The organism is Achromobacter sp. 2789STDY5608621 (assembly GCF_001299375.1).
GTDB lineage: Bacteria > Pseudomonadota > Gammaproteobacteria > Burkholderiales > Burkholderiaceae_B > Achromobacter > Achromobacter insuavis.
In genome coordinates this window covers 17,758-39,606 of record NZ_CYTU01000012.1, presented here as the reverse complement: position 1 = coordinate 39,606, position 21,849 = coordinate 17,758, and the positions used below count along the sequence as shown (strand labels likewise).

At 71.6% G+C, this 21,849-nt stretch carries 20 protein-coding genes; 8 read left to right on the top strand and 12 right to left on the bottom strand.

Going from position 1 to position 21,849, the window contains the following annotated elements:
- On the top strand, positions 1-709 hold a 709-nt coding region (locus tag AOZ53_RS14030), incomplete at its 5' end, for a substrate-binding domain-containing protein (protein ID WP_054488259.1).
- 78 nt (positions 710-787) lie between these two features.
- Here the strand turns inward: AOZ53_RS14030 and AOZ53_RS14025 are convergent.
- The 4 genes from AOZ53_RS14025 to AOZ53_RS14010 all read right to left on the bottom strand — a co-directional run bounded on the left by AOZ53_RS14025 (position 788) and on the right by AOZ53_RS14010 (position 4,639).
- Entirely contained in the window at positions 788-1,234 is a 447-nt protein-coding gene (locus AOZ53_RS14025; RefSeq protein WP_054434763.1) for a universal stress protein, read from the bottom strand.
- A 133-nt stretch (positions 1,235-1,367) separates the two neighbouring features.
- The gene (locus AOZ53_RS14020; RefSeq protein ID WP_054434765.1) at positions 1,368-2,054 is read right to left on the bottom strand and encodes a GntR family transcriptional regulator; all 687 of its coding nucleotides are present in this window, start codon (positions 2,052-2,054) and stop codon (positions 1,368-1,370) included.
- Positions 2,055-2,228: 174 nt separating this feature from the next.
- Positions 2,229-3,632 (bottom strand): dipeptidase, encoded by a 1,404-nt coding sequence (locus AOZ53_RS14015; RefSeq protein ID WP_054488257.1) that lies wholly within the window; start codon positions 3,630-3,632, stop codon positions 2,229-2,231.
- 32 nt (positions 3,633-3,664) lie between these two features.
- A complete protein-coding gene (locus tag AOZ53_RS14010) occupies positions 3,665-4,639 on the bottom strand; it encodes a tripartite tricarboxylate transporter substrate binding protein (protein ID WP_054488254.1) in 975 nt (324 codons plus the stop codon).
- 132 nt (positions 4,640-4,771) lie between these two features.
- On the opposite strand from AOZ53_RS14010, the gene AOZ53_RS14005 reads away from it, so the two are divergent.
- Both AOZ53_RS14005 and AOZ53_RS14000 read left to right on the top strand, forming a co-directional pair.
- Entirely contained in the window at positions 4,772-5,686 is a 915-nt protein-coding gene (locus AOZ53_RS14005; protein WP_054434771.1) for a LysR family transcriptional regulator, read from the top strand.
- Positions 5,687-5,897: 211 nt separating this feature from the next.
- Positions 5,898-6,941: a D-cysteine desulfhydrase family protein gene (locus AOZ53_RS14000; RefSeq protein WP_054488252.1), complete on the top strand. Its 1,044-nt coding sequence runs from the start codon at positions 5,898-5,900 to the stop codon at positions 6,939-6,941.
- 60 nt (positions 6,942-7,001) lie between these two features.
- Here AOZ53_RS14000 and AOZ53_RS13995 read toward each other — a convergent pair whose 3' ends face one another.
- Genes AOZ53_RS13995 through AOZ53_RS13970 form a run of 6 tightly spaced genes read right to left on the bottom strand, consistent with a single transcriptional unit; the run spans position 7,002 to position 15,668 of the window.
- Positions 7,002-7,988 (bottom strand): tripartite tricarboxylate transporter substrate binding protein, encoded by a 987-nt coding sequence (locus AOZ53_RS13995; RefSeq protein WP_054434775.1) that lies wholly within the window; start codon positions 7,986-7,988, stop codon positions 7,002-7,004.
- A 40-nt stretch (positions 7,989-8,028) separates the two neighbouring features.
- Positions 8,029-9,972, bottom strand: a complete 1,944-nt coding sequence (locus AOZ53_RS13990) for an acyl-CoA synthetase (RefSeq protein WP_054434777.1) — start codon at positions 9,970-9,972, stop codon at positions 8,029-8,031.
- Positions 9,973-9,989: 17 nt separating this feature from the next.
- Positions 9,990-11,123, bottom strand: coding sequence for an acyl-CoA dehydrogenase family protein (locus AOZ53_RS13985; protein ID WP_054434779.1), 1,134 nt, complete (start codon positions 11,121-11,123; stop codon positions 9,990-9,992).
- A 9-nt stretch (positions 11,124-11,132) separates the two neighbouring features.
- Positions 11,133-12,329 (bottom strand): acyl-CoA dehydrogenase family protein, encoded by a 1,197-nt coding sequence (locus AOZ53_RS13980; RefSeq protein ID WP_054488250.1) that lies wholly within the window; start codon positions 12,327-12,329, stop codon positions 11,133-11,135.
- Positions 12,330-12,340: 11 nt separating this feature from the next.
- The gene (locus AOZ53_RS13975; RefSeq protein WP_054488248.1) at positions 12,341-13,522 is read right to left on the bottom strand and encodes an acetyl-CoA C-acyltransferase; all 1,182 of its coding nucleotides are present in this window, start codon (positions 13,520-13,522) and stop codon (positions 12,341-12,343) included.
- 25 nt (positions 13,523-13,547) lie between these two features.
- Entirely contained in the window at positions 13,548-15,668 is a 2,121-nt protein-coding gene (locus AOZ53_RS13970; RefSeq protein ID WP_054488246.1) for a 3-hydroxyacyl-CoA dehydrogenase NAD-binding domain-containing protein, read from the bottom strand.
- Positions 15,669-15,951: 283 nt separating this feature from the next.
- Between AOZ53_RS13970 and AOZ53_RS13965 the strand changes: the two genes are divergently transcribed.
- From AOZ53_RS13965 to AOZ53_RS13950, 4 genes are all read left to right on the top strand, one after another.
- Complete coding sequence (locus AOZ53_RS13965; protein WP_054434788.1) at positions 15,952-16,878, top strand: LysR family transcriptional regulator; 927 nt, start codon at positions 15,952-15,954, stop codon at positions 16,876-16,878.
- 320 nt (positions 16,879-17,198) lie between these two features.
- Positions 17,199-18,497 carry a hypothetical protein gene (locus AOZ53_RS13960; protein WP_054488244.1) on the top strand — a complete coding sequence of 433 codons (1,299 nt, stop codon included), beginning with the start codon at positions 17,199-17,201 and terminating at the stop codon, positions 18,495-18,497.
- Positions 18,479-19,066, top strand: a complete 588-nt coding sequence (locus AOZ53_RS13955) for a hypothetical protein (RefSeq protein ID WP_054488242.1) — start codon at positions 18,479-18,481, stop codon at positions 19,064-19,066. The genes AOZ53_RS13960 and AOZ53_RS13955 overlap by 19 nt, the downstream gene beginning before the upstream one ends.
- 94 nt (positions 19,067-19,160) lie before the next feature.
- Entirely contained in the window at positions 19,161-19,892 is a 732-nt protein-coding gene (locus AOZ53_RS13950; protein WP_054434794.1) for a hypothetical protein, read from the top strand.
- A gap of 24 nt (positions 19,893-19,916) precedes the next feature.
- Here the strand turns inward: AOZ53_RS13950 and AOZ53_RS13945 are convergent, their stop codons facing one another.
- Positions 19,917-20,372 carry a DUF2000 domain-containing protein gene (locus AOZ53_RS13945; protein ID WP_231689949.1) on the bottom strand — a complete coding sequence of 152 codons (456 nt, stop codon included), beginning with the start codon at positions 20,370-20,372 and terminating at the stop codon, positions 19,917-19,919.
- Between the two features lie 72 nt (positions 20,373-20,444).
- On the bottom strand, positions 20,445-21,122 hold the full coding sequence (locus AOZ53_RS13940; protein WP_054488241.1) for an HAD family hydrolase: 678 nt from the start codon (positions 21,120-21,122) through the stop codon (positions 20,445-20,447).
- A 112-nt stretch (positions 21,123-21,234) separates the two neighbouring features.
- Between AOZ53_RS13940 and AOZ53_RS13935 the strand changes: the two genes are divergently transcribed.
- Positions 21,235-21,849: AraC family ligand binding domain-containing protein (locus tag AOZ53_RS13935; protein WP_054488240.1), on the top strand; the 615-nt coding region annotated here is incomplete at its 3' end.

The following is a 21,849-nucleotide window of genomic DNA, read 5'->3' as shown; positions in this document are numbered from 1 at the left end:
CGCCACGCTGACGCGGGCCGGCGAAGTGCTGCTGCTGGAGGCGCGCGAATTGCTGCGCCAGGCGGCCGGCCTGGAACAGCGCGCGCTGTCATTCGCCGCCGGGCAGGATGCGCGCCTGAGCGTGGCGCTCGACGAAGCCTTGCCCGACCGCGTGCTGGCCGTGCTGGTGCGGGAAGTGTCGACGCGCTTTCCGGCGCTGGAACTGAGCCAGCTCAACGGCACCGCCACCGAGGTGGCGGACTACGTGCAGCAGGGCCGCGCCAGCGTGGCCTTCCACTTCGACCGCGGCGACCCGGGCCCGGCCTTCGCCCACCGCTACCTGGGCGACGTCGGCCAGGGCATCTTCGTCGCGCGCGATCATCCGCTGGCGGCGCTGCCCGAGGTCACGCGCAATGACCTGGCGCGCCATCGCCAGCTGGTGATGCAGATGGAAGGGGTGGAGGACGTGGTGATGAGCCCGTCGGCCTGGCGCTCGGACAGCTTCTACAGCATTGCGGCGATGGCGGTCGACGGCCTGGGCTGGGCGATCCTGCCGCTGAACATCGCCGAGTACGAGGGCTACCGCAAGGACCTGGCCTGCGTGCCCTGCGTCGGCCTGTCGCTGCCGCCGCTGCCGGTGCGCACGCTGTGGCTGCAGGGGCATACGCCCAGCGCCACCGTGCGCTGGATCCAGGAACGCATGGAGCAGTTGCTGCATCCCGGGCCGTGATGCGCCGGGGGAAAGGCCGCCGCTGTCCGCGTGGATGCGCGGCGGCCCCGGGGACGCCGGCCCGCGGGCCGGCGCGGTTCAGCGTTGCTTGCGGTACACCAGCACCGGCGTGGTGGAATGCGCCAGCACCTTCTGGGTCTGGCTGCCCAGCACCACCGCGGCCATGCCGCGGCGGCCGTGCGAGGCCATGGCGATCAGGTCGCAGCCGCGCTCGGCGGCGGCGTTGATGATGGCGCGATAGGGGTCTTCATCGGTGGCGCGCAGCGTTTCGCACGGCACGCCGGCCTCGCGCGCCTGGGTGGCGGCCGCGCTCAGCAGGCGCTCGGCCTGGGCGCGGATCTGGTCCTGGTACTCGCTCAGGCTGTGGGCCACCTGCGCGGCGCCCATGGCGAAGACGTGAAAGGGTTCCTCGACCGTGAGGATGGTGGTGCGGGCGCCCAGCGACTTGGCCAGATTGAGGCTTTCGACCAGGGCTTCCGAGGACAATTGCGAGCCGTCCGTGGGAATGAGAATGTGCTTGTACATGGTGTCTCCCGTGTTTGTGCAGCAGCCGCCGCGACAGGCGGCGACTACGTAACACTGTATCGGGAGGAGGCGCGGCGCCGTTTGCGCGGAATCAAACCTTGCGCGCGATCAAGCCGCGGGCGGGGCGCGCGCGTCAGCGCAACAGGGCGGTGACCAGGTCGCTGGCGGCGTGGGCGTCTTCGTCGAAGTCGAGCGCGGTCTGCACGTGTTCCAGGTGCTCGTCCATCAGCGCGCAGGCGCGCGCGGTGTCGCCGGCGCGGGCCGCGTCGATGAAGGCGTGGTGCTCGCGCGAGGAGCAGCTGGCGTCGTGCGAGCTCTGGTACAGCACGGTGATCACGGCGCTGCGCGCCGACAGCTCGCGCAGCATGCCGGTCAGCACCGAGTTGCCGACGGTCTCGGCCAGCAGGATGTGGAAGTCGCCCAGCAGGCGGTTGCGCGTCTGCACGTCGCCGCTTTCCACCGCCGCGCGTTCCTCGGCCAGGTGGGCGTCGATGCGGCGGTAGTCGGCCGCCGTGGCGCGCGCCACGAACTCGCGCGCCAGCGCGGCCTCGAGGATGCGGCGCACGGCGTAGACCTCGCGCGCCTCGTTGGCGTCGGGCTTGCTGACGAAGGCGCCCTTGTCGGGCACGATGTTGATCAGCTTGTCCTTGGACAGCATCAGCAGGGCCGCGCGGATCTTGGTGCGGCTGACCTTGTAGACGCGCGCCAGGGCTTCCTCGCGCAGACGGGTGCCGGGCGGCAGCCGGTGCGCCACGATGGCGGCGGCAATGGCCTTGGCGATATCGTCGGCGCTGGGATCGGCGGGAACTTCCTGGGTCATGGAGCGCGGCCGCGGGGCCGGGGTGGGGCTGTCGAGGCGGTCAGTCTATCAAAATCCGATACCGGACTGGCAACATTTATTGCATACCAAAATTGTTGGCGTCCGCCGCGCGATCCCCCCGCGAGTCCGCGCGGCGGGGCCTGGGGCCTTGCCCCGGCCCCGGGCCTGCCGCGCTCAGGCGCGGAACGCCGCCGGCTGGTACTGGCCGAGCGCGTCGAGCAGCCGCGTCCAGGCCTGCACGCCCTCGCGGATCGAGCCGATGCGGAAGAACTCGTTGGGCGCGTGCACGTCCTCGTCGGGCAGGTTGAAGCCGAACATCAGCGTGTCGATGCCGAGCGTCTCCTTGAACACCGAGGTGATGGGCACGGTGGCGCCCAGCCGCACGTGGATCGGCTCGCGGCCGTCGCCGGCCTGCAGCACCGCCTGGGCCGCGCGCACCAGCGGATGGTCCGGCGCCAGCGTCGAGGCCGGCGAGCCGTCGTGCATCGCCACCACCTCCAGCGCGGCGCCGGGCGGGCAGTGGGCCCGCAGGTGCGCCAGGACCGCGCGGATCACGCGCGCCGGGTCCTGGCCTTCGACCACGCGCACGGTCAGCTTGGCCGAGGCCTCGCAGGCGATGATGGTCTTGGTGCCGGCGCCGGTGTAGCCGCCCCACATGCCGTTCACGTCCAGCGCCGGGCGCAGCGTGATGCGCTCGCGCGGGCTGTAGCCCGGCTCGCCATGGCTGGCCGCGCCCACGTCGTCGAAGAACGCCGCCTCGTCATAGGGAAACGCGGCCGTGTCCTGGCGCTGGCGCGGCGTGGGCGGCGTGGCGTCGTCGTCGAAGCCGGCCACCGCGACGCGGCCATCGGCCGCATGCAGCGTGGCCAGCAGCGCGGCCATGTCGTGCAGCGCGTTGCGCACGCCGCCGCCATAGCGGCCGGAATGCAGATCCTTGGCCGCCGTGCGCAGCCGCACCTCCAGCGCCGCGTTGCCGCGCGCGCCGGTGTTGATGGTCGGCACCTGGGCGCTGGCGCGGCCGCCGTCGGCCGACAGCACCGCGTCGGCGGCCAGCAGGGCGCCGTGACGCTGGATCAGCGTCCGCAGCGTGGGGCTGCCGGTTTCCTCTTCGCCCTCGATGAACACCTTGATGTTGACCGGGCAACTGCGCAGCGTGGCCAGGAAGGCGAACACCACCTCCAGCGCCACGGTGGTCGAGCCCTTGACGTCGGAGGCGCCGCGCGCATAGAGCCGGTCGCCGACCTGGGTCGGCTCGAAGGGCGGCGTGCGCCACAGTTCCAGCGGGTCGGCGGGCTGCACGTCGTAGTGGCCGTAGATCAGCAGCGTGGGCTTGCCGGGCGCGCCCAGCCACTCGCCGTAGACGGCCGGCTCGCCGCCGCCGTCCAGCAATTGCACGTTGTGCAGCCCCTCGCGGCGCAGCCGCTCGCACAGGAAGTCGCGCGCCTGCGCCATGTGCTCGGCAAAGGCCGGGTCGGCGCTGACGCTGGGGATGCGCAGGAACGCCTTGAGCCAGTGCGCGATGGACGGCTGGCGCTCGTCGAGATGCGCCAGCACCGGCTGGATGAGAGTGTCGGACATGCAGACTCCGTGGGAAGGAAAAGGGCGGCCGCTCATTCGGCCTGGAAACCGCTGCTGCGCACCAGTTCGGTCAGGCGCGCGGTCTGTTCGGCATAGAAGGCTTCGCTGGCGGCCAGGGTCTGCGGCTCGAACAGGATCTTGCCCTGGGCCAGCAGCGTCTTGCGCGCGGCGGGGTCGGCCAGCGCCGCCTCGACCGCGGCGTGCAGCTTCTGCGCCACCGCGTCGGGCGTGCCCTGCTTGACCATGTAGGCGGTCCAGATGGTGTAGTTGAAATCCTTCAGGCTGGCGCTCTCCTGCACGCTGGGCACATCGGGCAGCATCGGCAGGCGTTCGCGGTTGAGGGTGCCAATGATGCGGATGCGGCCTTCGCGCCGCAGGTCCGCGTAGTTGGCCTGATAGGGCACGATGGCGAAGTCGATCTGGCCGCCCGCCATGTCGGTCAGCATCGGCGACGCGCCGCGATAGGGGATGTGCGTCAGCGTCAGGCCGGCGCGCTTGGCAAGGGCCTCGGTGATGAGGTGGATCATCGAACCCGCGCCGCCCGAGCCATAGGTCAGCGGCGCGCCGCCGCGCCTGGCCAGCGCCACCAGTTCATCGACGTTGGCCACGCCCAGCCCGGCGCGCGTCATCACGACATAGGGCGAGGTGGCGACCGGCGCGATCATGCGGAAGGCCTCGGGCCGGTAGTGGACCGACTTGTTGGTCAGCCCGGCCAGGATCAGTTCGTTGGGCGATCCCTGGAACACGTAGTAGCCGTCGGCCTTGGCGCCCAGCACGCGATTGGCGCCGAGCACGCCGTTGGCGCCGCCCAGGTTCTCGACGATGACCTGGCCGCCCAGCGTCCCGGTCATCGGCCCCTGCAGCGCGCGCGCCGTGATGTCGCTGGCGCCGCCGGCCGGATACGGCACCATCAGCGATACCGGCCGGACGGGGTAGTCTTCGGCGGCGGCGGCGCCCGTGGCCAGCAGGGCGAGCGTGGCGACGGCGGATAACAGCAATGTCTTCATCGGATTCCCTTGGGTGTTGTGTGTTTTCCGGAATGCTAGAAGCGCTGTTTTCATATGTCCAATCGATTGATTGGCTGATTACAATGCGTTTTATGCATGATTATTCGCGGCGCGGCCGCGGCCGGAGTCTTCATGAATCTTTCGCAACTGGCCCATCTGGTGGCGCTGCTGGAAACCGGCTCGTTCACCCGCGCCGCGGAATCGCTGCATCTGTCGCAGCCGGCGTTCAGCCGCAGCATCCAGCTGCTGGAGGCCGAGCTGGGGGCGCCGCTGGTGGACCGCATCGGCAAGCGCAACGAGGCCACGCCGCTGGGCCGGCAGGTGGCCGCGCGCGCCCGCCGGGTGCTGGCCGAGGTGCACGAGATCCGGCGCGAGGCCGAGCTGCTGGCGCAGGGCGAGGCCGGCGCGGTGGCGCTGGGCCTGGGCGCCGCGCCCAGCGCGCTGTTCAGCGTGCCGCTGATGCGCCATGTGATGGACGCCTATCCGCGGCTGCGCGTGCGCCTGTCGCGCGGGCCGACCGACGCGCTGCTCGCCGGCCTGCGTGAACGCGCCCTGGACGCGCTGGTGGTGCACGTGCGCACGCTGGACAACGACGCCGACCTGGACGTGGCCGCCATGCCCAGCCTGGCGTCGGGCTTCGTCTGCCGCCCGGACCATCCACTGCTGGCGGGCCCCGCGCCGTCTCTGCCGCAGGTGCTGGCCTATCCGGTGATGTCCACCGGCCTGTCGCCGGAGATCCGGCGGCGCGTCGCGGCGGCGCGGCCGGACGGCTTCGAACTGCACATGGAGAGCGAGGACATCGCCGGCCTGCTCGATATCGCCGCGCGCTCGGACGCGGTCTATCTGGGCGTGCTGGCGTCGGCCGCGGGGCCGATCGCCGCGGGCCGCCTGGCGCGCCTGCCGCCGCCGCCGGACTTCGACATCGCGGCGCACTTCGCCTTCGTCACGCTGCGCGGCCGCAGCGAAAGCCCGGCCACCCGCATCGCGCGCGAGTTCTGTTTCGAGCAGATGCGGCGGGCCGCGCAGGGTTCGGCCGCCGAGGGCTAGGGCCGGTTCACACGACAAGAAGCCTCGCACAGGCCCTGGGACGCGCCTTGCGGTGTGGACCGCCCCTGGCGCGGCGGATTCATGCCGCTTTCTGCACAATCGGCATGCCAGCCCTGATCAATCGCGCGGCCGTCTTGGCGTATCCTGCTGCGGTCGGCGTCCCGCGTCGGCGGCGCGCGCCGCCGGCCATGCCTCTTTTCCTGGATTCCCCATGCCCACTGGCCTTTCGTCCGCGTTGCAGCGCTTTCCCCGTCATGCCTTGCTCGACGGCCCCACGCCGATCCAGCGCCTGGCCGGACTGGAGGCGGCCCTGGGCGCCTCGGCCAACGGCGTGCGCCTGTACGTCAAGCGCGACGATCACATGTCGCTGGGCGGCGGCGGCAACAAGCTGCGCAAGCTGGAGTTCCTGTTGGGCGAGGCGCGCGCGCAGGGTGCCGATACCGTGGTGACGGTCGGCGGCCTGCAATCGAACCACGCGCGCCTGACCGCGGCGGCCGCGGCCCGCGCCGGCATGGCCTGCGAGCTGGTGCTGGGCCGGGTGGTGCCGCGCGACGACGTCGATTACGAGGAAAACGGCAACATGCTGCTGAACCGCCTGTTCGGCGCGACGGTGCATGCGCTGCCGGCGGGCGCCGATGCCATGGCGGCGGCGCTGGAGCGGGTGCGCGCGCTGGAGCTGGCCGGGCGCCGCGTCTACCTGGCGCCGCTGGGCGGGTCGACGCCCATCGGCGCGCTCGGCTACGCCGCCTGCGCGCTGGAGATCCTGGCGCAGTCGCGTGAACTGGGCGCGGACTTCGCCCGCATCGTGGTGGCCAACGGCAGCGCCGGCACCCATGCCGGCCTGGCGGCTGGCGTGGTCGCGGCGGGCCTGCCCGCCACCCGCGTGCAGTCGTTCACCACGCTGGCCGACGTCGAGGTCGCGCATGCCAAGACGGTCGACCTCACCGCCGCCACGCTGGCGCTGCTGGCGCAGGGCCAGGCGGACGAGATCGCGGCGCCGGCGCCCAACGACATCCTGGTCGATGGCAGCCAGCGCGGCCTGGCCTATGGCGTGCCGACGCCGGCCATGCTGGAGGCGGTCGGCCTGCTGGCGCGCAGCGAAGGGCTGCTGCTCGATCCGGTGTATTCGGGCAAGGCCTTCGCCGGCCTGCTGGCCGACCTGCGCGCCGGCCGCCACGCGCCGGGCAGCGACGTGCTGTTCGTGATGACGGGCGGCGCGCCCGGCCTGTACGCCTACAAGTCCGCGTTCCAATGAAAAACGGGCCGGCCGCCGCGAGGCGTCCGGCCCGTCCTGGACGAAACCAGGGGTGGGGCGTCAGTCCTTGGCCATCAGTCCCAGGTACTCGATCAGGCTTTTTTCCTTGACGTAGGTGGCCTGCGCCCAGGCCTTGTAGTCGGCGCTGTCGCGGTAGGCCGGCTCCTGGTTCAGCTGCTTCATGATCTCGATACTGGCCGGGTCGAACAGCGCCTTCTTGAAGGCGTCATGCAGCGTCTTGACCACCGCCGGGTCCATGCCCTTGGGGCCGGCCAGGCCATAAGGCGAGGTCGACACGACCTTGTAGCCCAGCTCCTGCGCCGTGGGCACGTCGGGCCAGCGCGTGGTGCGCTTGTCGCCGAACGTCACCAGCAGCCGCATCTTGCCCGAGTCCACGAACTGGTCCCAGCCGGTGGCGTCGCTCTGCGCCATCACGTGGCCGCCCAGCAGCGCCTGCTGCATGTCGGCGTTGCCCTTGTACGGCACGTGGTTCAGCTTGACCTTGGCGTTGATGGCCACTTCCTCGATCAGCAGGTGCGGCGATGAGCCCACGCCGGTCGAGCCGTAGTCGACGCTGCCGGGGTTCTTGCGCGCGGCTTCGATGTATTCGTTGAAGGTCTTGTAGGGCGAGTCGGCGCGCACCGTGAAGCCGAAGGTGTAGCCCGACAGCCCCAGGATGAAGGTGAAGTCGTTGATCGGATCCCACGAGGTCTTCTGCATGTAGGGCATGCGCAGCATCGCCAGCGTGTACAGCGCGACGGTGTAGCCGTCGGGCTTGGCGGTGCGCGACATGGTGGCCGGGCCGAGCGTGCCGCCGACGCCGGGCCGGTTCTCGACCACGACCGGCTGGCCCAGGTACTTGGAAGCGTCCTGCGCCACGATGCGCATGTGGCGATCGGTGGAGCCGCCGGCCGGGAACGGCACGATCAGGGTGATGGGGCGATTGGGAAAGGCGCTTTGCGCCGACGCGGCGGGCGCCAGCGCGCCGCCGGCCAGCGCCAGCAGCAGGGCGCCGACGCAGGCGCGGCGCAGGGGTTGATGGGCCATGGGGGCGTGTCTCCAGTGTGGTTTTTTTATGGGGCGCCGGTCAGCCGCGCAGGGCGACCTTGACCGGCAATCGTTGCAAGGCCTCGCGCAGCTGCTCCTTCAGCGGCGCGGGGGTGGCGGCGTCGGCTTCGACGGCGACGTCGGGCTGCGCGTCGGGCAGCACGCGCAGCAGGGGACTGTCCGGCGGCAGGCCGGCCTGTTCGAGGACGCGCTCGACCACGGCGCGCGCCGAGACCGCCGTCGCCAGGCGGCGCAGGTCGGGCTTGTAGATCTTGCCGACGTTGGTCATGGGCATCTGCTCGAGCACGATCACGCGCTTGGGCCGCGCCGGCGCCTCGTCGACGTGGGCGGCGGCGTAGGCGACCAGCTCGGCCTCGGAGACCTCGACGTCGTCGGCCAGGGTCACGAAGGCGATCGGCAGCTCGCCCGCGTACGGATCGGGCGCGCCCACCGCGGCGCAGATGCGCACCGCCGGATGCGAGGCCAGCGCGTCCTCGATGGTCTTGGGATCGATGTTGTGGCCGCCGCGGATGATCAGGTCCTTGGCGCGGCCCTGCAGGTGCAGGCGGCCCTCGGTGTCGAGGAAGCCGACGTCGCCGCTGATGAGCCAGCCGTCCTCGGTGAAGGCGCGGGCGGTGTCCTCGGGGTCGAGAAAGCCGGGAATCACGTTGGGCGACTTGAACAGCAGCATGCCGGCCTGCCCGGGCGGCAGGTCGCGCGCCGGCTGGCCGGCGGGCGCGTCCAGGCCGACCACGCGCACCTGCACGTAGGGCAGCGGAAAACCCACGCAATTGACCGGGAAGTCCGAGCCGGGCGGCGTGATCGAGGTGATGCCGGCCATTTCCGTCATGCCCAGGCTTTCGTTCACGTGCAGGCCGAACAGGCGCTCGAAGCGCGCCGCCAGCTCCGCCGGCAACGGCGCGGCGCCGGTGCGGCAGTAGCGCAGGGTCGAGATATCGGCGCCGTCCAGCGGAATCTCGGCCAGCGCCGCCAGGATGGTGGGCACCCCTTGCAGCGAGGTGGCGCGGTGGCGCTCCACCAGCCGCCAGTAGTTGCGCAGCACCTCGCGGTTGCGCAGCAGCAGCGTGGTCGGGATCACGGTCTGCACGCCGGCCGACAGCGCCGCCAGCGAGGCGGGCAGCACGCCGGCCACGTGGAACAGCGGATAGCCGTTGATGACCACGTCGCCCGGCCCCGCGCCCTGCAGCTGCACCGCCGCCCAGGCCGTGAAGACCTGGTTGGCGTGGGTATGGATGGCCAGCTTGGGCGCCCCGGTAGTGCCGCCGGTATGGAAATAGGCGGCCACGTCGTCGGCGCGGATCACGCGTTCGTTCAGCAGCCGGTCCAGCGGCTGGGCGGCGCGCGCGCTGTTGAAGTCGAGCGCGTCGTCCGGCAGCGCCGGCCGCCGCGACGGCGGTTCGTCATGCGGCGCCACGCGCAGCAGCGTGCGCAGCGATGGCACCCGCTCGCGCAGCCGCAGGGCCTTGGACCACGACTCGCACTCGGTGTCCGAGCCATACGCGATCAGCACCTTGGCGCCGGCGGTGGCCAGCAGCGAGGCCAGCTTGTCCTCGGTCAGCAGCGGGTTGAGCGGCTGCACGATGCCGGCGGCCTCGCCGCCCCACAGCGCCAGGTGGTATTCGAGGCAGCCGGGCAGCAGCACCCCGACCGCATCCGTCGGACCCACGCCCAGGCTGTGCAGCAGGTTGGCGGTCTGGTGGATGCCGGCCAGCAGTTCGTTGTAGCTCCAGCTGATCGCCGGTTCGTCGGGGTCGGCGCTGCGCAGGAAGGTCAGCGCCAGGCGGTCGCCGAAGGCGGCGGCCGAGTTGCGGAAGAGCTCGTAGGTGCTTTGCACCGTCAGCGTCTCGGCCAGCGGCCGCGCCGCCAGGCGCTGGACGTCGGCGGCGGTCCTGACCGGGAAGGGGGCCGAGAAGGGCCGGGCGAGGGGCGGGGCGATGGGGGCGTCTGTGCGGGCCTGCGTCATGATGTGCTCCTCGCCGCTCAGGCCCGCCCCAGGGCGATGTAGCGCCGCAGGTGGTGGTCCTCGTCGCCCAGCTGGTGGTCGATCATGACCAGCCGCTTGGCGTAATGCGCCAGCGGCAGCTCCCAGGTCATGCCGATGCCGCCGTGCAGCTGGATGCTCTCTTCGGCCACCAGCGTGCCGATGCGGCCGATGGTGTACTTGGCGGCCGACAGCGCGCGTTCGCGCGTGGCGCGGTCGGGGTGGTCGAGCGCGGCCGCGGCGTTGATGACCGCCGAGCGCGCCTGCTCGATCTCCAGCAGCACGTCGGCCATGCGGTGCTGCAGCGCCTGGAAGCTGCCGATCGGCACGCCGAACTGGCGCCGCGTGCGCAGGTATTCCAGGGTCGCGTCGCGGGCGCAGTCCATCGCGCCCACGGCCTCGGCGCACAGCGCCAGGATGCCGCGGCCGGTGGCATGCTCCAGCAGCGCATGGCCGGCGCCGGCCTCGCCCAGCAGGCTGTCGGCGCCCAGCGCCACGTTCTCGAAGCCGAGTTCCGCGGCGCGGCCGCCGTCGATCAGGTCGTAGCCGCGCACGGTCACGCCCGGGGTGCCGGCGCTGACCAGGAACAGGCTGATGCCGGCTGCGTCGTCCTCGGCGCCGCTGGTGCGCGCCGACACCAGGAACAGGTCGGCATGCTCGCCGCCCGTCACGACGGCCTTGGCGCCGTTCAGCGCCCAGCCGTCGCCGCTGCGCTCGGCGCGCGCGCGCACCTCGTTCAGGGCGTAGCCGGAGCCGGGCTCGGCCGCGGCCAGCGCGGCGGTGATGCTGCCCGCGATCAGGCCGTCCAGCGCCTCGCGCTGCGCCGCGCTGCCGGCGCGGGCGATGGCGCTGCCGACCATCAACGCATCCAGGAAGGGTTCCAGCACCAGGCCGCGGCCCAGCGCCTCGAACACCACGCTGATGTCGAAGCCCGCGCCGCCCAGGCCGCCGTGCTCCTCTGCGAACAGCGCGCCGATGGCGCCCAGTTCGGCATAGCGGCGCCAGAATTCGGGGTTGTAGCCTTGCGCCATTTTTGCGTGGCGCTCGCGCGTGGCGAAGTCGTATTGTTCGGCGACAAAGCGGCGCAGCATGTCGGACAGCATGCGCCGGTCTTCGGTGTGTTCAAAGTTCATGGCCGGCCTTTACAGTCCCAGGATCATCTTGGAGATGATGTTCTTCTGGATTTCGTTGGAGCCGCCGAAGATCGACAGCTTGCGGTTGTTGAAGTACTGCGCCGCGGCGCTGTCGGCGCCCTCGGGGCCGATGGGCGCGGCGTCGTAGCCGTCGTGCAGGGACTCGGCCACGAACGGGCGCGCATAGGGGCCCATGGCGCGGCGGTTCAGCGCGGTGATCTCCTGGCGGATCTGGGTGCCGCGGATCTTGAGCATCGAGCTTTCGGCGCCGGGCGCGCCGCCGCCGGCCACCGCCGCCACCACGCGCAGGTTGGTGGTGCGCATGTTGGCCAGTTCGATCTCCACCCGCGCCAGCCGCGCGGCGAAGTCGGGATCCTCGGCCAGCGGGCGGCCGTTCTTCTTCTGGCTGGCGGCCACCGTCTTCAGGCGCTCCAGCGCCGCGGTCGACTGGCCGACGCCGGCGATGTTGGTGCGCTCATAGGTCAGCAGGTACTTGGCGCAGGTCCAGCCGCGGTTTTCCTCGCCCACCAGGTTCTCGACCGGCACCCGCGCGTCCGAGAAGAACACCTCGTTGACCTCGTGCTCGCCGTCCAGCGTGATGATGGGGCGCACCTGCACGCCCGGGCTGGCCATGTCGATCAGCAGGAAGCTGATGCCTTCCTGGCGCCGGCCCTCGCTGGAGGTGCGCACCAGGCAGAAGATCATGTTGGCGTACTGGCCCAGCGTGGTCCAGGTCTTCTGGCCGTTGACGACGTAGTGGTCGCCGTCGCGCACCGCGGTGGTCTTGACCGAGGCCAGGTCCGAGCCGGCGCCGGGCTCGGAATAGCCCTGGCACCACCAGTCCGAGCCGTCCAGGATGCGCGGCAGCCAGTGGCGCTTCTGCGCCTCGTTGCCGTACTTGATCAGCACCGGCCCCAGCATGCTCAGGCCGAACGGCACGATGCGCGGCGCGCCGGCCAGCGCGCATTCGTTGTCGAAGATGAACTTCTGCGTGGCGCTCCAGCCGGTGCCGCCGTATTCCACCGGCCAGTGGCTGGCGAGCCAGCCCTGGCGGTTGAGGATGGCGTGCCATTCGACCATGTCGGCGCGCGCCAGCAGTTTGCCCTGCGTGACCTTGGCCGACAGGCGCGCCGGCAGGTGCGCTGCCAGGAAGGCGCGGACCTCGTCGCGGAAGGCGTTTTCTTCAGGGGTGAATTCCAGATCCATCGGGCGATTCCTCAGTAGATTTCGAACAGGCCGGCCGCGCCCATGCCGCCGCCCACGCACATGGTGACGACGGCGTAGCGCGCGCCGCGGCGGCGGCCTTCCAGCAGCACGTGGCCGGCCAGGCGGGCGCCGGTGACGCCGAACGGGTGGCCCAGCGCGATCGAGCCGCCGTTGACGTTCAGCCGCTCCATCGGGATGCCCAGGCGCTCCTGGCAGTACAGGGCCTGCGAGGCGAAGGCTTCGTTCAGTTCCCACAGGTCGATGTCGTCGACCTTCAGGCCGTGGCGCGCCAGCAGCTTGGGCACGGCGTAGACCGGGCCGATGCCCATTTCATCGGGTTCGCAGCCGGCGATCGCCAGGTCGCGGAACGCGCCCAGCGGGCGGATGCCGGCGCGTTGCGCCTCGGCCGCTTCCATCAGCACGCAGGCGGCGGCGCCGTCCGACAGCTGCGAGGCGTTGCCGGCCGTCACGAACTGGTCCGGGCCGCGCACCGGCGCCAGCTTGGCCAGCGCCTCGTAGGTGGTGCCGGGGCGGTTGCAGGTGTCCTGGTCCACCGTGACCTCGCGTTCCGACACGGCGCCGGTGGCGCGGTCGGTGACGGCCATGGTGGTGGTCACGGCGATGATCTCCTCGCGCAAGCGGCCGGCGGCCTGCGCGGCCTCGGTGCGCGCCTGGCTCTGCGCGGCGAAGCGGTCCTGCGCCTCGCGGCTGATGCCGTAGCGCGCGGCGACGATGTCGGCGGTCTCGATCATGGGCAGGTACAGCTCGGGCTTGTTGGCCACGATCCACGGGTCCATGCCGCTGACGCCGTCGTCGCGGGTGCGGATCTGCGAGACCAGCTCGACGCCGCCGGCGAGCATGGCGGGCGCGCCGTCCATGACGATGCGCGCCGCGGCCGAGGCGATGGCCTGCAGGCCCGAGGCGCAATAGCGGTTGACGGTGGCGCCGCCGACACTGACCGGCAGGCCGGCGCGGATCACCGCCTGGCGGCCGATGTTGCGGCCGGTGGCGCCCTCGGGGTAGCCGCAGCCGATGAAGGCGTCCTCGATCAGGGCGGGGTCGATGCCGCTGCGTTCGACCGCGGCGCGCACCGCGTGGGCGGCCAGGGTCGGCCCGGCGATCAGGTTGAATTCGCCGCGCTGCGCCTTGGTGATGGGCGTGCGGGCGGTGGAGACGATGACGGCTTCGCGCATATCGGTTTCCGTTGGGTGAGTGGGGTCAGGCGGCCTGGTTCAGGCTGGCGAAATCGCGGCCGGATTCGGCCAGTTCGACCAGCAGCGGCGACGGCTTCCAGAACGCGGGGTCTTCCTTGGCGTACGCGCGGATGTCGGCCAGCACGTTGGCCAGTCCGACGCGGTCGGCGTAGTGCATCGGCCCGCCGCGGTGGCGCGGAAAGCCGTAGCCCGACAGGAACACCATGTCGATGTCCGACGGCCGCAGCGCGATGCCCTCGCGCAGCACGTTGGCCGCCTCGTTGATCATCGCCGCCAGGTAGCGGCGCTGGATGTCCTCGGCGCTGAAGGCGCGCGGGGCGACGCCGGCGCGCTGGCGCTCGGCGTCGATGATGGCCAGCACTTCCGGGTCGGGCGTGCCGTGGCGCGCGCCGTCGGGGTACAGGTAGAAGCCGCGGCCGGTCTTCTGGCCGAACCAGCCGCGCTCGCACAGGCGGTCCGGGATCTGCACATAACGCAGCGCCGGGTCGCGGGTGGCGGCGCGGCGCTTGCGGGTGGCCCAGCCGATGTCGCCGCCGGCCAGGTCCACCATCTGGTACGGACCCATGGGATAGCCGAAGTCGCGCACCGCCGCGTCGATGTCGTAGGGCGAGGCGCCGTCTTCCATCATCATGTCGGCCGCCTGGCGGTGCACCGCCAGGATGCGGTTGCCGATGAAGCCGTCGCAGACGCCCGCGCGCACCGAGATCTTGCGCAGGCGGCGCGCCAGTTCGAAGCCGGTGGCCACGGTGTCGGCCGCCGTGTCGCGGCCGACCACCACTTCCAGCAGCTTCATGATGTTGGCGGGCGAGAAGAAGTGCAGCCCGAGCACGCGGCCCGGATCGCGCGTGGCCTGGGCGATGCGGTCCACGTCCAGGTACGAGGTGTTGGTGGCCAGCACCGCGTCGGGCCGGACCACGCGGTCCAGCTGCGTGAACACGGCCTGCTTGACGTCCATGTCCTCGAACACGGCCTCGATGACCAGGTCGGCATCGCCCAGTGCCGCGTAGTCGGTGGCGCCGGTGAGGCGCGCCAGGCGGGCGCCGCGCTCGTCGGCGCTCATGCGGTTCTTGCCGACCAGCAGGTCGTAGACGTGCTCGACCCGCTGGCGGCCGCGCGCCAGCGCGGCGTCGTCCTGCTCGACCATGACCACCGGCAGGCCCGCGTCCAGCAGCGCCACCGCGATGCCGGCGCCCATCGTGCCGCCGCCGATCACGCCGACGCGCTCGAGCCGGCGCGGCCTGGCCTGCTTCAGTTCGGGGATCTTGGCGGTTTCGCGTTCGGCGAAGAAGGCGTGGATCAGGCCGGCGCGCTGCGGGCTGTCCAGGCATTGCAGGAACAGCGCGCGTTCGGTGCGCAGGCCCTCGTCGAACGGCAATTCGACGGCCGCGCGCACCGCTTCAAGGATCTTTGCCGGCGAGAACAGGCCGCGCGTGGTGGCGGCGCTGCGCTGGCCGGCGGCGTCGATCGCGGCCAGGGCGGCGGCTTTATCGGCCAGCGCCTGGCCGTCGCGGCTGCGGCGCGGCGCGGCGCCTTGCGCCAGCAGCCGGCGGGTGTAGTCCAGGCCGGCGGCCAGCGGGTCGGCGCCGCTCGCCAGTTCATCGGCCAGGCCGGCGGCGACGGCGGCCTGCGCCGTCAGCGGCTTGCCCGACAGCATCAGATCCAGCGCCGCCGCGGCGCCGATCAGGCGCGGCGCGCGCTGCGTGCCGCCCGCGCCGGGCAGCAGGCCCAGCGTCACTTCGGGCAGTCCCAGCTTGGCGCCGGGCAGGGCCACGCGGTAGTGCGCGGCCAGCGCCACTTCCAGCCCGCCGCCCAGCGCGGCGCCGTGCAGCGCGGCCACGACCGGCTTGGCGCTGGCCTCGATCTGGTTGCACACGTCGGGCAGGGCGGGCGGACGCGGCGGCTTGCCGAATTCGCGGATGTCGGCGCCGGCGATGAAGTTGTTGCCGGCGCCGGTCAGCAGCACGGCCCGCACCTGCGGATCGCTGGCGGCCTGGTCGATGGCGCGCGCCAGGCCCGCGCGCACATCGGCGCTCAGGGCATTGACGGGGGGATGATCGATGGTGACGACGAGAACGTCGCCGTCGCGGCGCGTATGAACGGCGCCGGCGGGTGCGCTGGCTGTCATGGGACAGTGTCTCCGGTAGGGTCGCCGCCCGCGCCGGCCCTGGCCGGGACGCCGCGGCGGCTCAGGGAAGGCGCTGTGCCGGCGGGGCCCCGGGGGCGGACGCGGCGCTGTCGCGGCGCCTGGCGGGCCAGGAACGGCCCGTCTTGTATCCGTCTATTCTTTCCCAGCAAAGAAGTCTTGACAATGGCATCCATAATTGACAACGACGATAAAAGAATTTGACAATGCCCCCGGACCGCCGGGATGCAATGGACAAAGCCAGCGCGGGTCCGGGAGATTCGATATGGATACGAAAGCGCTGACCCTGCTGGTGGAGATCGTGGACGCGGGCAACCTGAGCGAAGCGGCGCGCCGGCTGAAGATGACGCGCGCCAACGTCAGCTACCACCTGACCCAGCTGGAGCGCGCCGTCGGCATGCAGCTGTTGCGGCGCACCACGCGCCACGTCGAGCCCACCGAAATCGGACTCAAGCTGTACCAGCACGGCCGCAGCATCCAGGACGAACTGGCGGCGGCGCGCGAGGCCGTCGAAACCCTGGGCAAGACGCCGCAAGGCAAGGTGCGCCTGAGCGTGCCCAGCGGCTACGGCCAGTTCGTGATGATGCCGTGGCTGATCGAGTTCAAGCAGGCCTATCCCGACATCGTGCTGGACGTGCTGTTCGAGAACAGCGTCGACGACCTGCTGCGCGACGAGGTCGACATCGCCGTGCGCATCATGTCCGAGCCGCCGCACAACCTGGTGGCGCGCGAGCTGGGCCAGGTGCGCTACGTGGCCTGTGCCTCGCGCGATTTCGCGCGCGTCCGCGGCCTGCCGGACAAGCCGGCGGAGCTGGCGCGCCTGCCCATCATCAGCGCCGCCGTGATCGGCCGGCCGCTGCGGCTGTCGGCCTACTATGGCGGCCAGCCGCGCCAGCACGTGGTGCTGGAGCCCACCGTGATCTCGCGCAACTACGCGTTCCTGCGCGAGGCGGCGCTGGCCGGGCTCGGCATCGGCGTGGTGCCCGATTACGTGGTGCACGACGACATCGCGCGCGGCGACCTGCTGCCCGCCTTGCCGCAGTGGCGGCTGAGCATCTTCGGCCGCGCCATGTACATGCTCTACATGCCCAACCGCCATCATCCGCGCGCCATCTCCATGATGATCGAGTTCATCCAGCAGCGCGCCCAGGCGGCGCACGAAGGACGGCCCGGGCTGCTGGGCGCGGCCTAGGACCGGCGTTTCGGCGGCGCCCGCCGGCTATCATCGGCGTCCGAGCCTCTGGATGCCGTCATGTCGAATGCCGATTGGAGTTTTCTCGCGCCCGCCCGGCGCGAGACGCCGCCAGCAAGGCGAGCCCGGCGCCACGGACCTGGCATCCGCGCGAAAGTTTGACAAAAAGAAACATAATGATAAAAATGCCGACCATTCCCGCGCCGGCTGGCGCCGGGAGTCCCCGGCCGCGGCCAGGGCGGTCTTGACCGCCTCTTGCCCATCGCGCCTGGCGTAGGCGTTGTTCCGATCCATTGCGGGCCTTTTCTTGCGGAGCAAGTATGGCTTTCGTGTTCATGCGCCGGATATGGTCCGGCCTGCGGCGTCCGGACGGCGCCGCGTTGCGGTGGGGCATGTTGGGACTGGCGGCGATGTTGGCGGGGTGCGCGGGCAGCGAGCCGCGCATCGGCGACGCCTACACGGTGCACACCCCGATCTACGCCGACAACCGCATCTTCTATCTCAAGCCCGGCGACGATGAGCGCGCGCGCTTGCTGGAGCAGGCCGGCGCGCCGGCCTCTTCCGACGCGGAACGGCTGCTGGCGGTGCCCGCCAATGCGCCGCTCTCGATCATGATGCGGTCCGTCGAGATCCCGGCGCTGAAGGACGCGGCCGGCGTCAAGACCGCCGGCATCGACGGCCCGGCGGACTACGCGGTCATTCTCGACATCGCCGCCAAGGACGACGGCAGCAACCAGTCCATCGTGGTCTGGTACCAGCGCGGCGTGCAGCCCGATCAATCCCTGAACTTCTCCAATCTGCTGGTGTATTACGTGCAGCGCTGGGACGAGCGCGTGGCGCCGTCGTTCCGGCTGCGCGTGATGGACGTCACCACCGAACGCAACGCCGAGACCCTGCGCGCGCTGCAACGGGCGCAGGGCGTGGCCAACGGCGCGGCCAGCCTGGCCAACAATCCGCTGGTCTCGCCGCTGGTGGGGGTGGCCTTCACCGCCGCCGAGCTGGTGCTGGCGAACCAGCGCAACCGCATGGTGCTGGACTACAGCGTGCAGCTGTATTCGCAGTCGGCGGTGAGCCAGTCGGCCGGCTCCAACCTCGGCCTGCTCAAGCAGGGCACCTACGTGGTGGTGGGGCGTCCGGTGGCCGGCACGCGCGCGTTCTGGGAAAAGGCGCTGACCTACAACACCCGCACCAACCAGGTGATGGACGGCGCCGCGCCGCTGAACGTGCCGACCGCGCTGGTGTCGGTGGGCACCTTCGAGAGCATCGTGCCCAAGTCGGTGCTGGAAAAGTCGGTGGCGCTGACGGCGCTGCTGAGCAAGGTCGGCGCCAGCGCCTCGGTCGAGCAGGTCAGCGACGCGCAGGGCCGGCTGCAGGCCGCGCTGACCGCCTACACGCTGGGCGAGCGGCTGGCGCGCTATCGCGACCAGAAGACGCTGGACGAGATTTCGACCAAGCTGGCCGACGATGATTTCTCCAAGTCCCTCGGCAGCGAGGAAGCCTTCCTGCTGTTGCGCGGCCTGAACGCTTGCTATCGGTTGCAGAAGCCGCTGGCGGACCTGGAGGAATTCCGCACCTATCACGACAAGCCGGAGGGCCAGGCATGCGCGGCCAGATCCTAGCGCCGCGCGCCGGCGAGGGCGGCGGCTTCCTGCGGTGGCTGCCCCGGTTGTTGCTGCCGGCCCTGGCCGCGGTGCTGTTCGGCGGCTGTGCGTCGACCGCCGGACAGGCCCGGCTCACGGCGCCGGCGCCGGCGGGCATCGCGGATCCCGGACCGGTCACGGTGCCGGCTTCGTGGACGGCCGCCGCCACCCCGATGCCGCGGCTGTTCTCGCACCGGTTGCTGGTGCCGCCGCTGCAACTGGTGCAGATCGCTTTCTCCGCAGAGACCCCGACCGTGCTGGCGGCCATGCAGCGCTTCGCCGCCGCCGCGCCGTCCGCGCTGGAGGCGCGCGGCCTGTTGCGGGCCCGGACCCTGATCGAGCCGGACACCGGCTGGCTGACGTTGATTGCCCGCGCGCAAGGCGTGGACTGGGTGTTCGGCCTGCAGTTCAGCGCCGACGGCGGCGGGCTGCTGACACTGCGGTTGCGCACGGCGGGCGCCGGCAATATCGACAATCCGCGCCCGCAGGAAATGGACGCGCACATCGCCACCCTGGCGGCGCTGGCGCCGGGCCTGCTGGCCGATTGAATGCGGCGCGGCGGGCGCGCGTCTCTGGTATAAGGCCTGGAGTCGCCATCGGCCGCGGGGCCGATGGTCCCGACCTGACCGAGAGAGGTACACCTTGCCGCATCCGCTCACCGCGCGTCGCCTGCTGGCGTTGACGGCCCGCCAGTTCAGCGCGCAGGTTCCCGCCATGGTCGCCGCCGCGCCGTGGGCCTGCGTGCTGTTCGCGCTGTCGCTGCCGGGCGCGCTTCTGCTGAACCAGGCGGGCGGTCCGCGCGAAACCTGGTTCCTGCTGGCGGCGGTGGTCAATCTGCTGGCCCTGGCGCGCGTGGCGCTGGCGTGGCAGCGCCAGCTGGCGGGCGTGCCGCGCCAGGCGCCCAGCCTGGATGGCGCCCAGGCCCGGGTGCTGGCCCTGGTGTTCGCGGCGATCGTCGCGATCGCCGCCCTGAAGTCGATCAGCGGCAGCCTGACGCTCTCCCTGTATTTCCAGATGCCGAACACGCCCAGCACGGTGTTCCTGGCCATCGCATTGCTGTTGCTGATGATCCTGTGGCTGCCCATGACGCACCTGCTGGGATCCTGGTCCCTGGCCCTGCCGCAGGCCGCCCTGACGGATGGCTATGGCTGGCGGCGGTCGCGCCAGGCGCTGCGCGGCTCGGTCTGGCCGTTCGCCGTCGTGCTGCTGTTGCTGACGGGCCTGACCGAGGTGACGGGCGCCGCGTTGCGCCAGGCGCTGCTGTTGTGGCGCTCCGACGCCATCATCACGGCGGCGGGCGGCCTGTTGCTGACGCTGGCGCTGCTGCTGTTCCTGTCGATCCTGTGCGCCACCGCGTACCGCGAACGCGCCTGAGCGGTTGCGCCGGCGCGCGGGCGTTCAACGCAGCATCGGCAGGCTGCCGGTCAGCGCGTTGATCCAGCGCTTGGCGCCGGCCAGGCCGACGCCGAGCAGGGGCTGGTCGCGGTGCGAGGTCTCGCGGTGCCGCGCCCAATAGTGGGCGGCCTCATGGATCTCGCGGGCATAGGCCGGGAACACGGCCAGCCGCGCGCCGTCGGGCGGCGCGGGCGCCAGCCGTTCGCGCAGTTGCGCCATGCGCACCGCATCGGCCGAGAGCACGATGATGGGCAGGTGCGAGATGGCCGACGAGACCATGCCATCGGGGTCGCGCAGCGGCGCGCCGGCCCAGCCGGGCAGGGCGGCCGCGAGGCCCGCGGCCAGGCAGGCCGAGACGTTGGCGGCCTGGCCCACGCCGAGCGTTGCCGCCAGCACGATCACGATTTTCTCCGGCACGGCGGGCGCGGACGGGACGACAGGGGCGGTGGGGACGGACATGCGCGGTTCCTCGGAAAAAGCGGCCATCGTCGGCGCCGACGGCCGTCCTGTCTTGAACGCCAGTGAACGGGGTCAGGCCGCCGCCAGCCGCGTCAACGCCGCCGCGGCGCCGGTCAAGTCCGGCAGCACCGTGGCGCCGCGCTCGGCCAGCAGCCGCGCCTGCGCCGTCGCGCCCACGCCCAGGAAGCGCAGGCCCAGCCGGGCGGCCACCTCCAGGTCCCAGCGGCCATCGCCCATGGACAGGACCATGCCATCACGCGCCTGCGGATGGCGCTGGCGCGCATGCGCCACGGCGCGCGCCACCAGGGCGTCGCGCGACGGCTCCTCGCTGGCGGTGAACAGCGCATCGGGCCGGTAAACGATGCCGGCCGCGTCCAGCTTCAGGCCGCTGACCGCGCGCACGCCGCCGGTGGCGTAGACCACCGCCCAGTCCGAGTCGTCGAGCCAGCGCGTGAAGGCCGCCGCGCCGGCGATTTCGCGGATCGGCGCGGTCGCCATGGCGGCGCGAAAGCGCTCGGCCAGGTCCTGCTCGAAGCCGGCCTGCATCGCGGCGGACGGCGCCGCCAGGCCGTGGCGGGCGAGCGCATGGCGCAGGATGCCGGTGTCGGTGTGGTGGGGGTAACCGCCCCAATCCGTGTCCAGCGACGGCAGCGCCAGCGCCTGCATCGCGCCCAGGAAGGCGCGCTGGTGCAGCGCCACGGTGTCGGTCAGGGTGCCGTCGATGTCGAGCACGAGGATGTGTTTTTTCATTGGGTGGCCGTGGCAATGTCAAAATCCGGATTCTAGGAATGGGCGACCCCGCCGGTGGCGGGGATCCGGACAATGACTACGCCGTTTCGGACAACCCGGCGGCGCACCCACGATGACGGCGCAGAACAGCACCCGCGGCACCCGCAAGAGCACCAACCAGGTCGACTACCAATGGCTCGATCGCGCGCTGGGCGCCATGCCCAAGGAGTATCCGGACGGCCATCACAGCCGTCCGCACCAGCACCCGCGCGACCAGCTCATGTACGCAGTGCAGGGCGTGATGCAGGTCAGCGCCGCCGGCAGCGTGTGGCTGGTGCCGCCGCGCAGCGCGCTGTGGATGCCGGCCGGCGTGACGCACGAGACCCGCATGCGCGGCCGCGTGTCGCTGCGCACGGCCTACATCGTGCCCGGACTGGGCGCGGGGCGCGGGCCGGCGCTGACCGGCGTGTCGCCGCTGCTGCACGAACTGCTGCTGCGCGCCGCCGACATGCCGATGGACTACGACCCGCAGGGCAAGGACGGCCTGATCGCGCAGTTGCTGATGCGCGAGATCGACTGGGACGGCCTGGCCCACCTGGACATGCCGTGGCCGGCCGATGCGCGCCTGCGCGCCATCCACGAGCACCTGCTGCGCCAGCCCGCCGATGGCGACGGGCTGGCCGCCTGGGCGGCGCGCCTGGCGCTCTCCGAGCGCACGCTGGCGCGGCTGTTCCTGCGCGGCACCGGG

Coding starts and splice junctions, on each gene's coding strand:
- AOZ53_RS13995 (WP_054434775.1), bottom strand. CDS start 7,988: ATGGCCCATCAACCCCTGCGCCGCGCCTGCGTCGGCGCCCTGCTGCTG.
- AOZ53_RS14000 (WP_054488252.1), top strand. CDS start 5,898: ATGCCCACTGGCCTTTCGTCCGCGTTGCAGCGCTTTCCCCGTCATGCC.
- AOZ53_RS13940 (WP_054488241.1), bottom strand. CDS start 21,122: ATGAAAAAACACATCCTCGTGCTCGACATCGACGGCACCCTGACCGAC.
- AOZ53_RS14020 (WP_054434765.1), bottom strand. CDS start 2,054: ATGACCCAGGAAGTTCCCGCCGATCCCAGCGCCGACGATATCGCCAAG.
- AOZ53_RS14025 (WP_054434763.1), bottom strand. CDS start 1,234: ATGTACAAGCACATTCTCATTCCCACGGACGGCTCGCAATTGTCCTCG.
- AOZ53_RS13955 (WP_054488242.1), top strand. CDS start 18,479: ATGCGCGGCCAGATCCTAGCGCCGCGCGCCGGCGAGGGCGGCGGCTTC.
- AOZ53_RS13985 (WP_054434779.1), bottom strand. CDS start 11,123: ATGAACTTTGAACACACCGAAGACCGGCGCATGCTGTCCGACATGCTG.
- AOZ53_RS13970 (WP_054488246.1), bottom strand. CDS start 15,668: ATGACAGCCAGCGCACCCGCCGGCGCCGTTCATACGCGCCGCGACGGC.
- AOZ53_RS13960 (WP_054488244.1), top strand. CDS start 17,199: ATGGCTTTCGTGTTCATGCGCCGGATATGGTCCGGCCTGCGGCGTCCG.
- AOZ53_RS14005 (WP_054434771.1), top strand. CDS start 4,772: ATGAATCTTTCGCAACTGGCCCATCTGGTGGCGCTGCTGGAAACCGGC.
- AOZ53_RS13980 (WP_054488250.1), bottom strand. CDS start 12,329: ATGGATCTGGAATTCACCCCTGAAGAAAACGCCTTCCGCGACGAGGTC.
- AOZ53_RS13990 (WP_054434777.1), bottom strand. CDS start 9,972: ATGACGCAGGCCCGCACAGACGCCCCCATCGCCCCGCCCCTCGCCCGG.
- AOZ53_RS13975 (WP_054488248.1), bottom strand. CDS start 13,522: ATGCGCGAAGCCGTCATCGTCTCCACCGCCCGCACGCCCATCACCAAG.
- AOZ53_RS14015 (WP_054488257.1), bottom strand. CDS start 3,632: ATGTCCGACACTCTCATCCAGCCGGTGCTGGCGCATCTCGACGAGCGC.
- AOZ53_RS13965 (WP_054434788.1), top strand. CDS start 15,952: ATGGATACGAAAGCGCTGACCCTGCTGGTGGAGATCGTGGACGCGGGC.
- AOZ53_RS14010 (WP_054488254.1), bottom strand. CDS start 4,639: ATGAAGACATTGCTGTTATCCGCCGTCGCCACGCTCGCCCTGCTGGCC.
- AOZ53_RS13945 (WP_231689949.1), bottom strand. CDS start 20,372: ATGTCCGTCCCCACCGCCCCTGTCGTCCCGTCCGCGCCCGCCGTGCCG.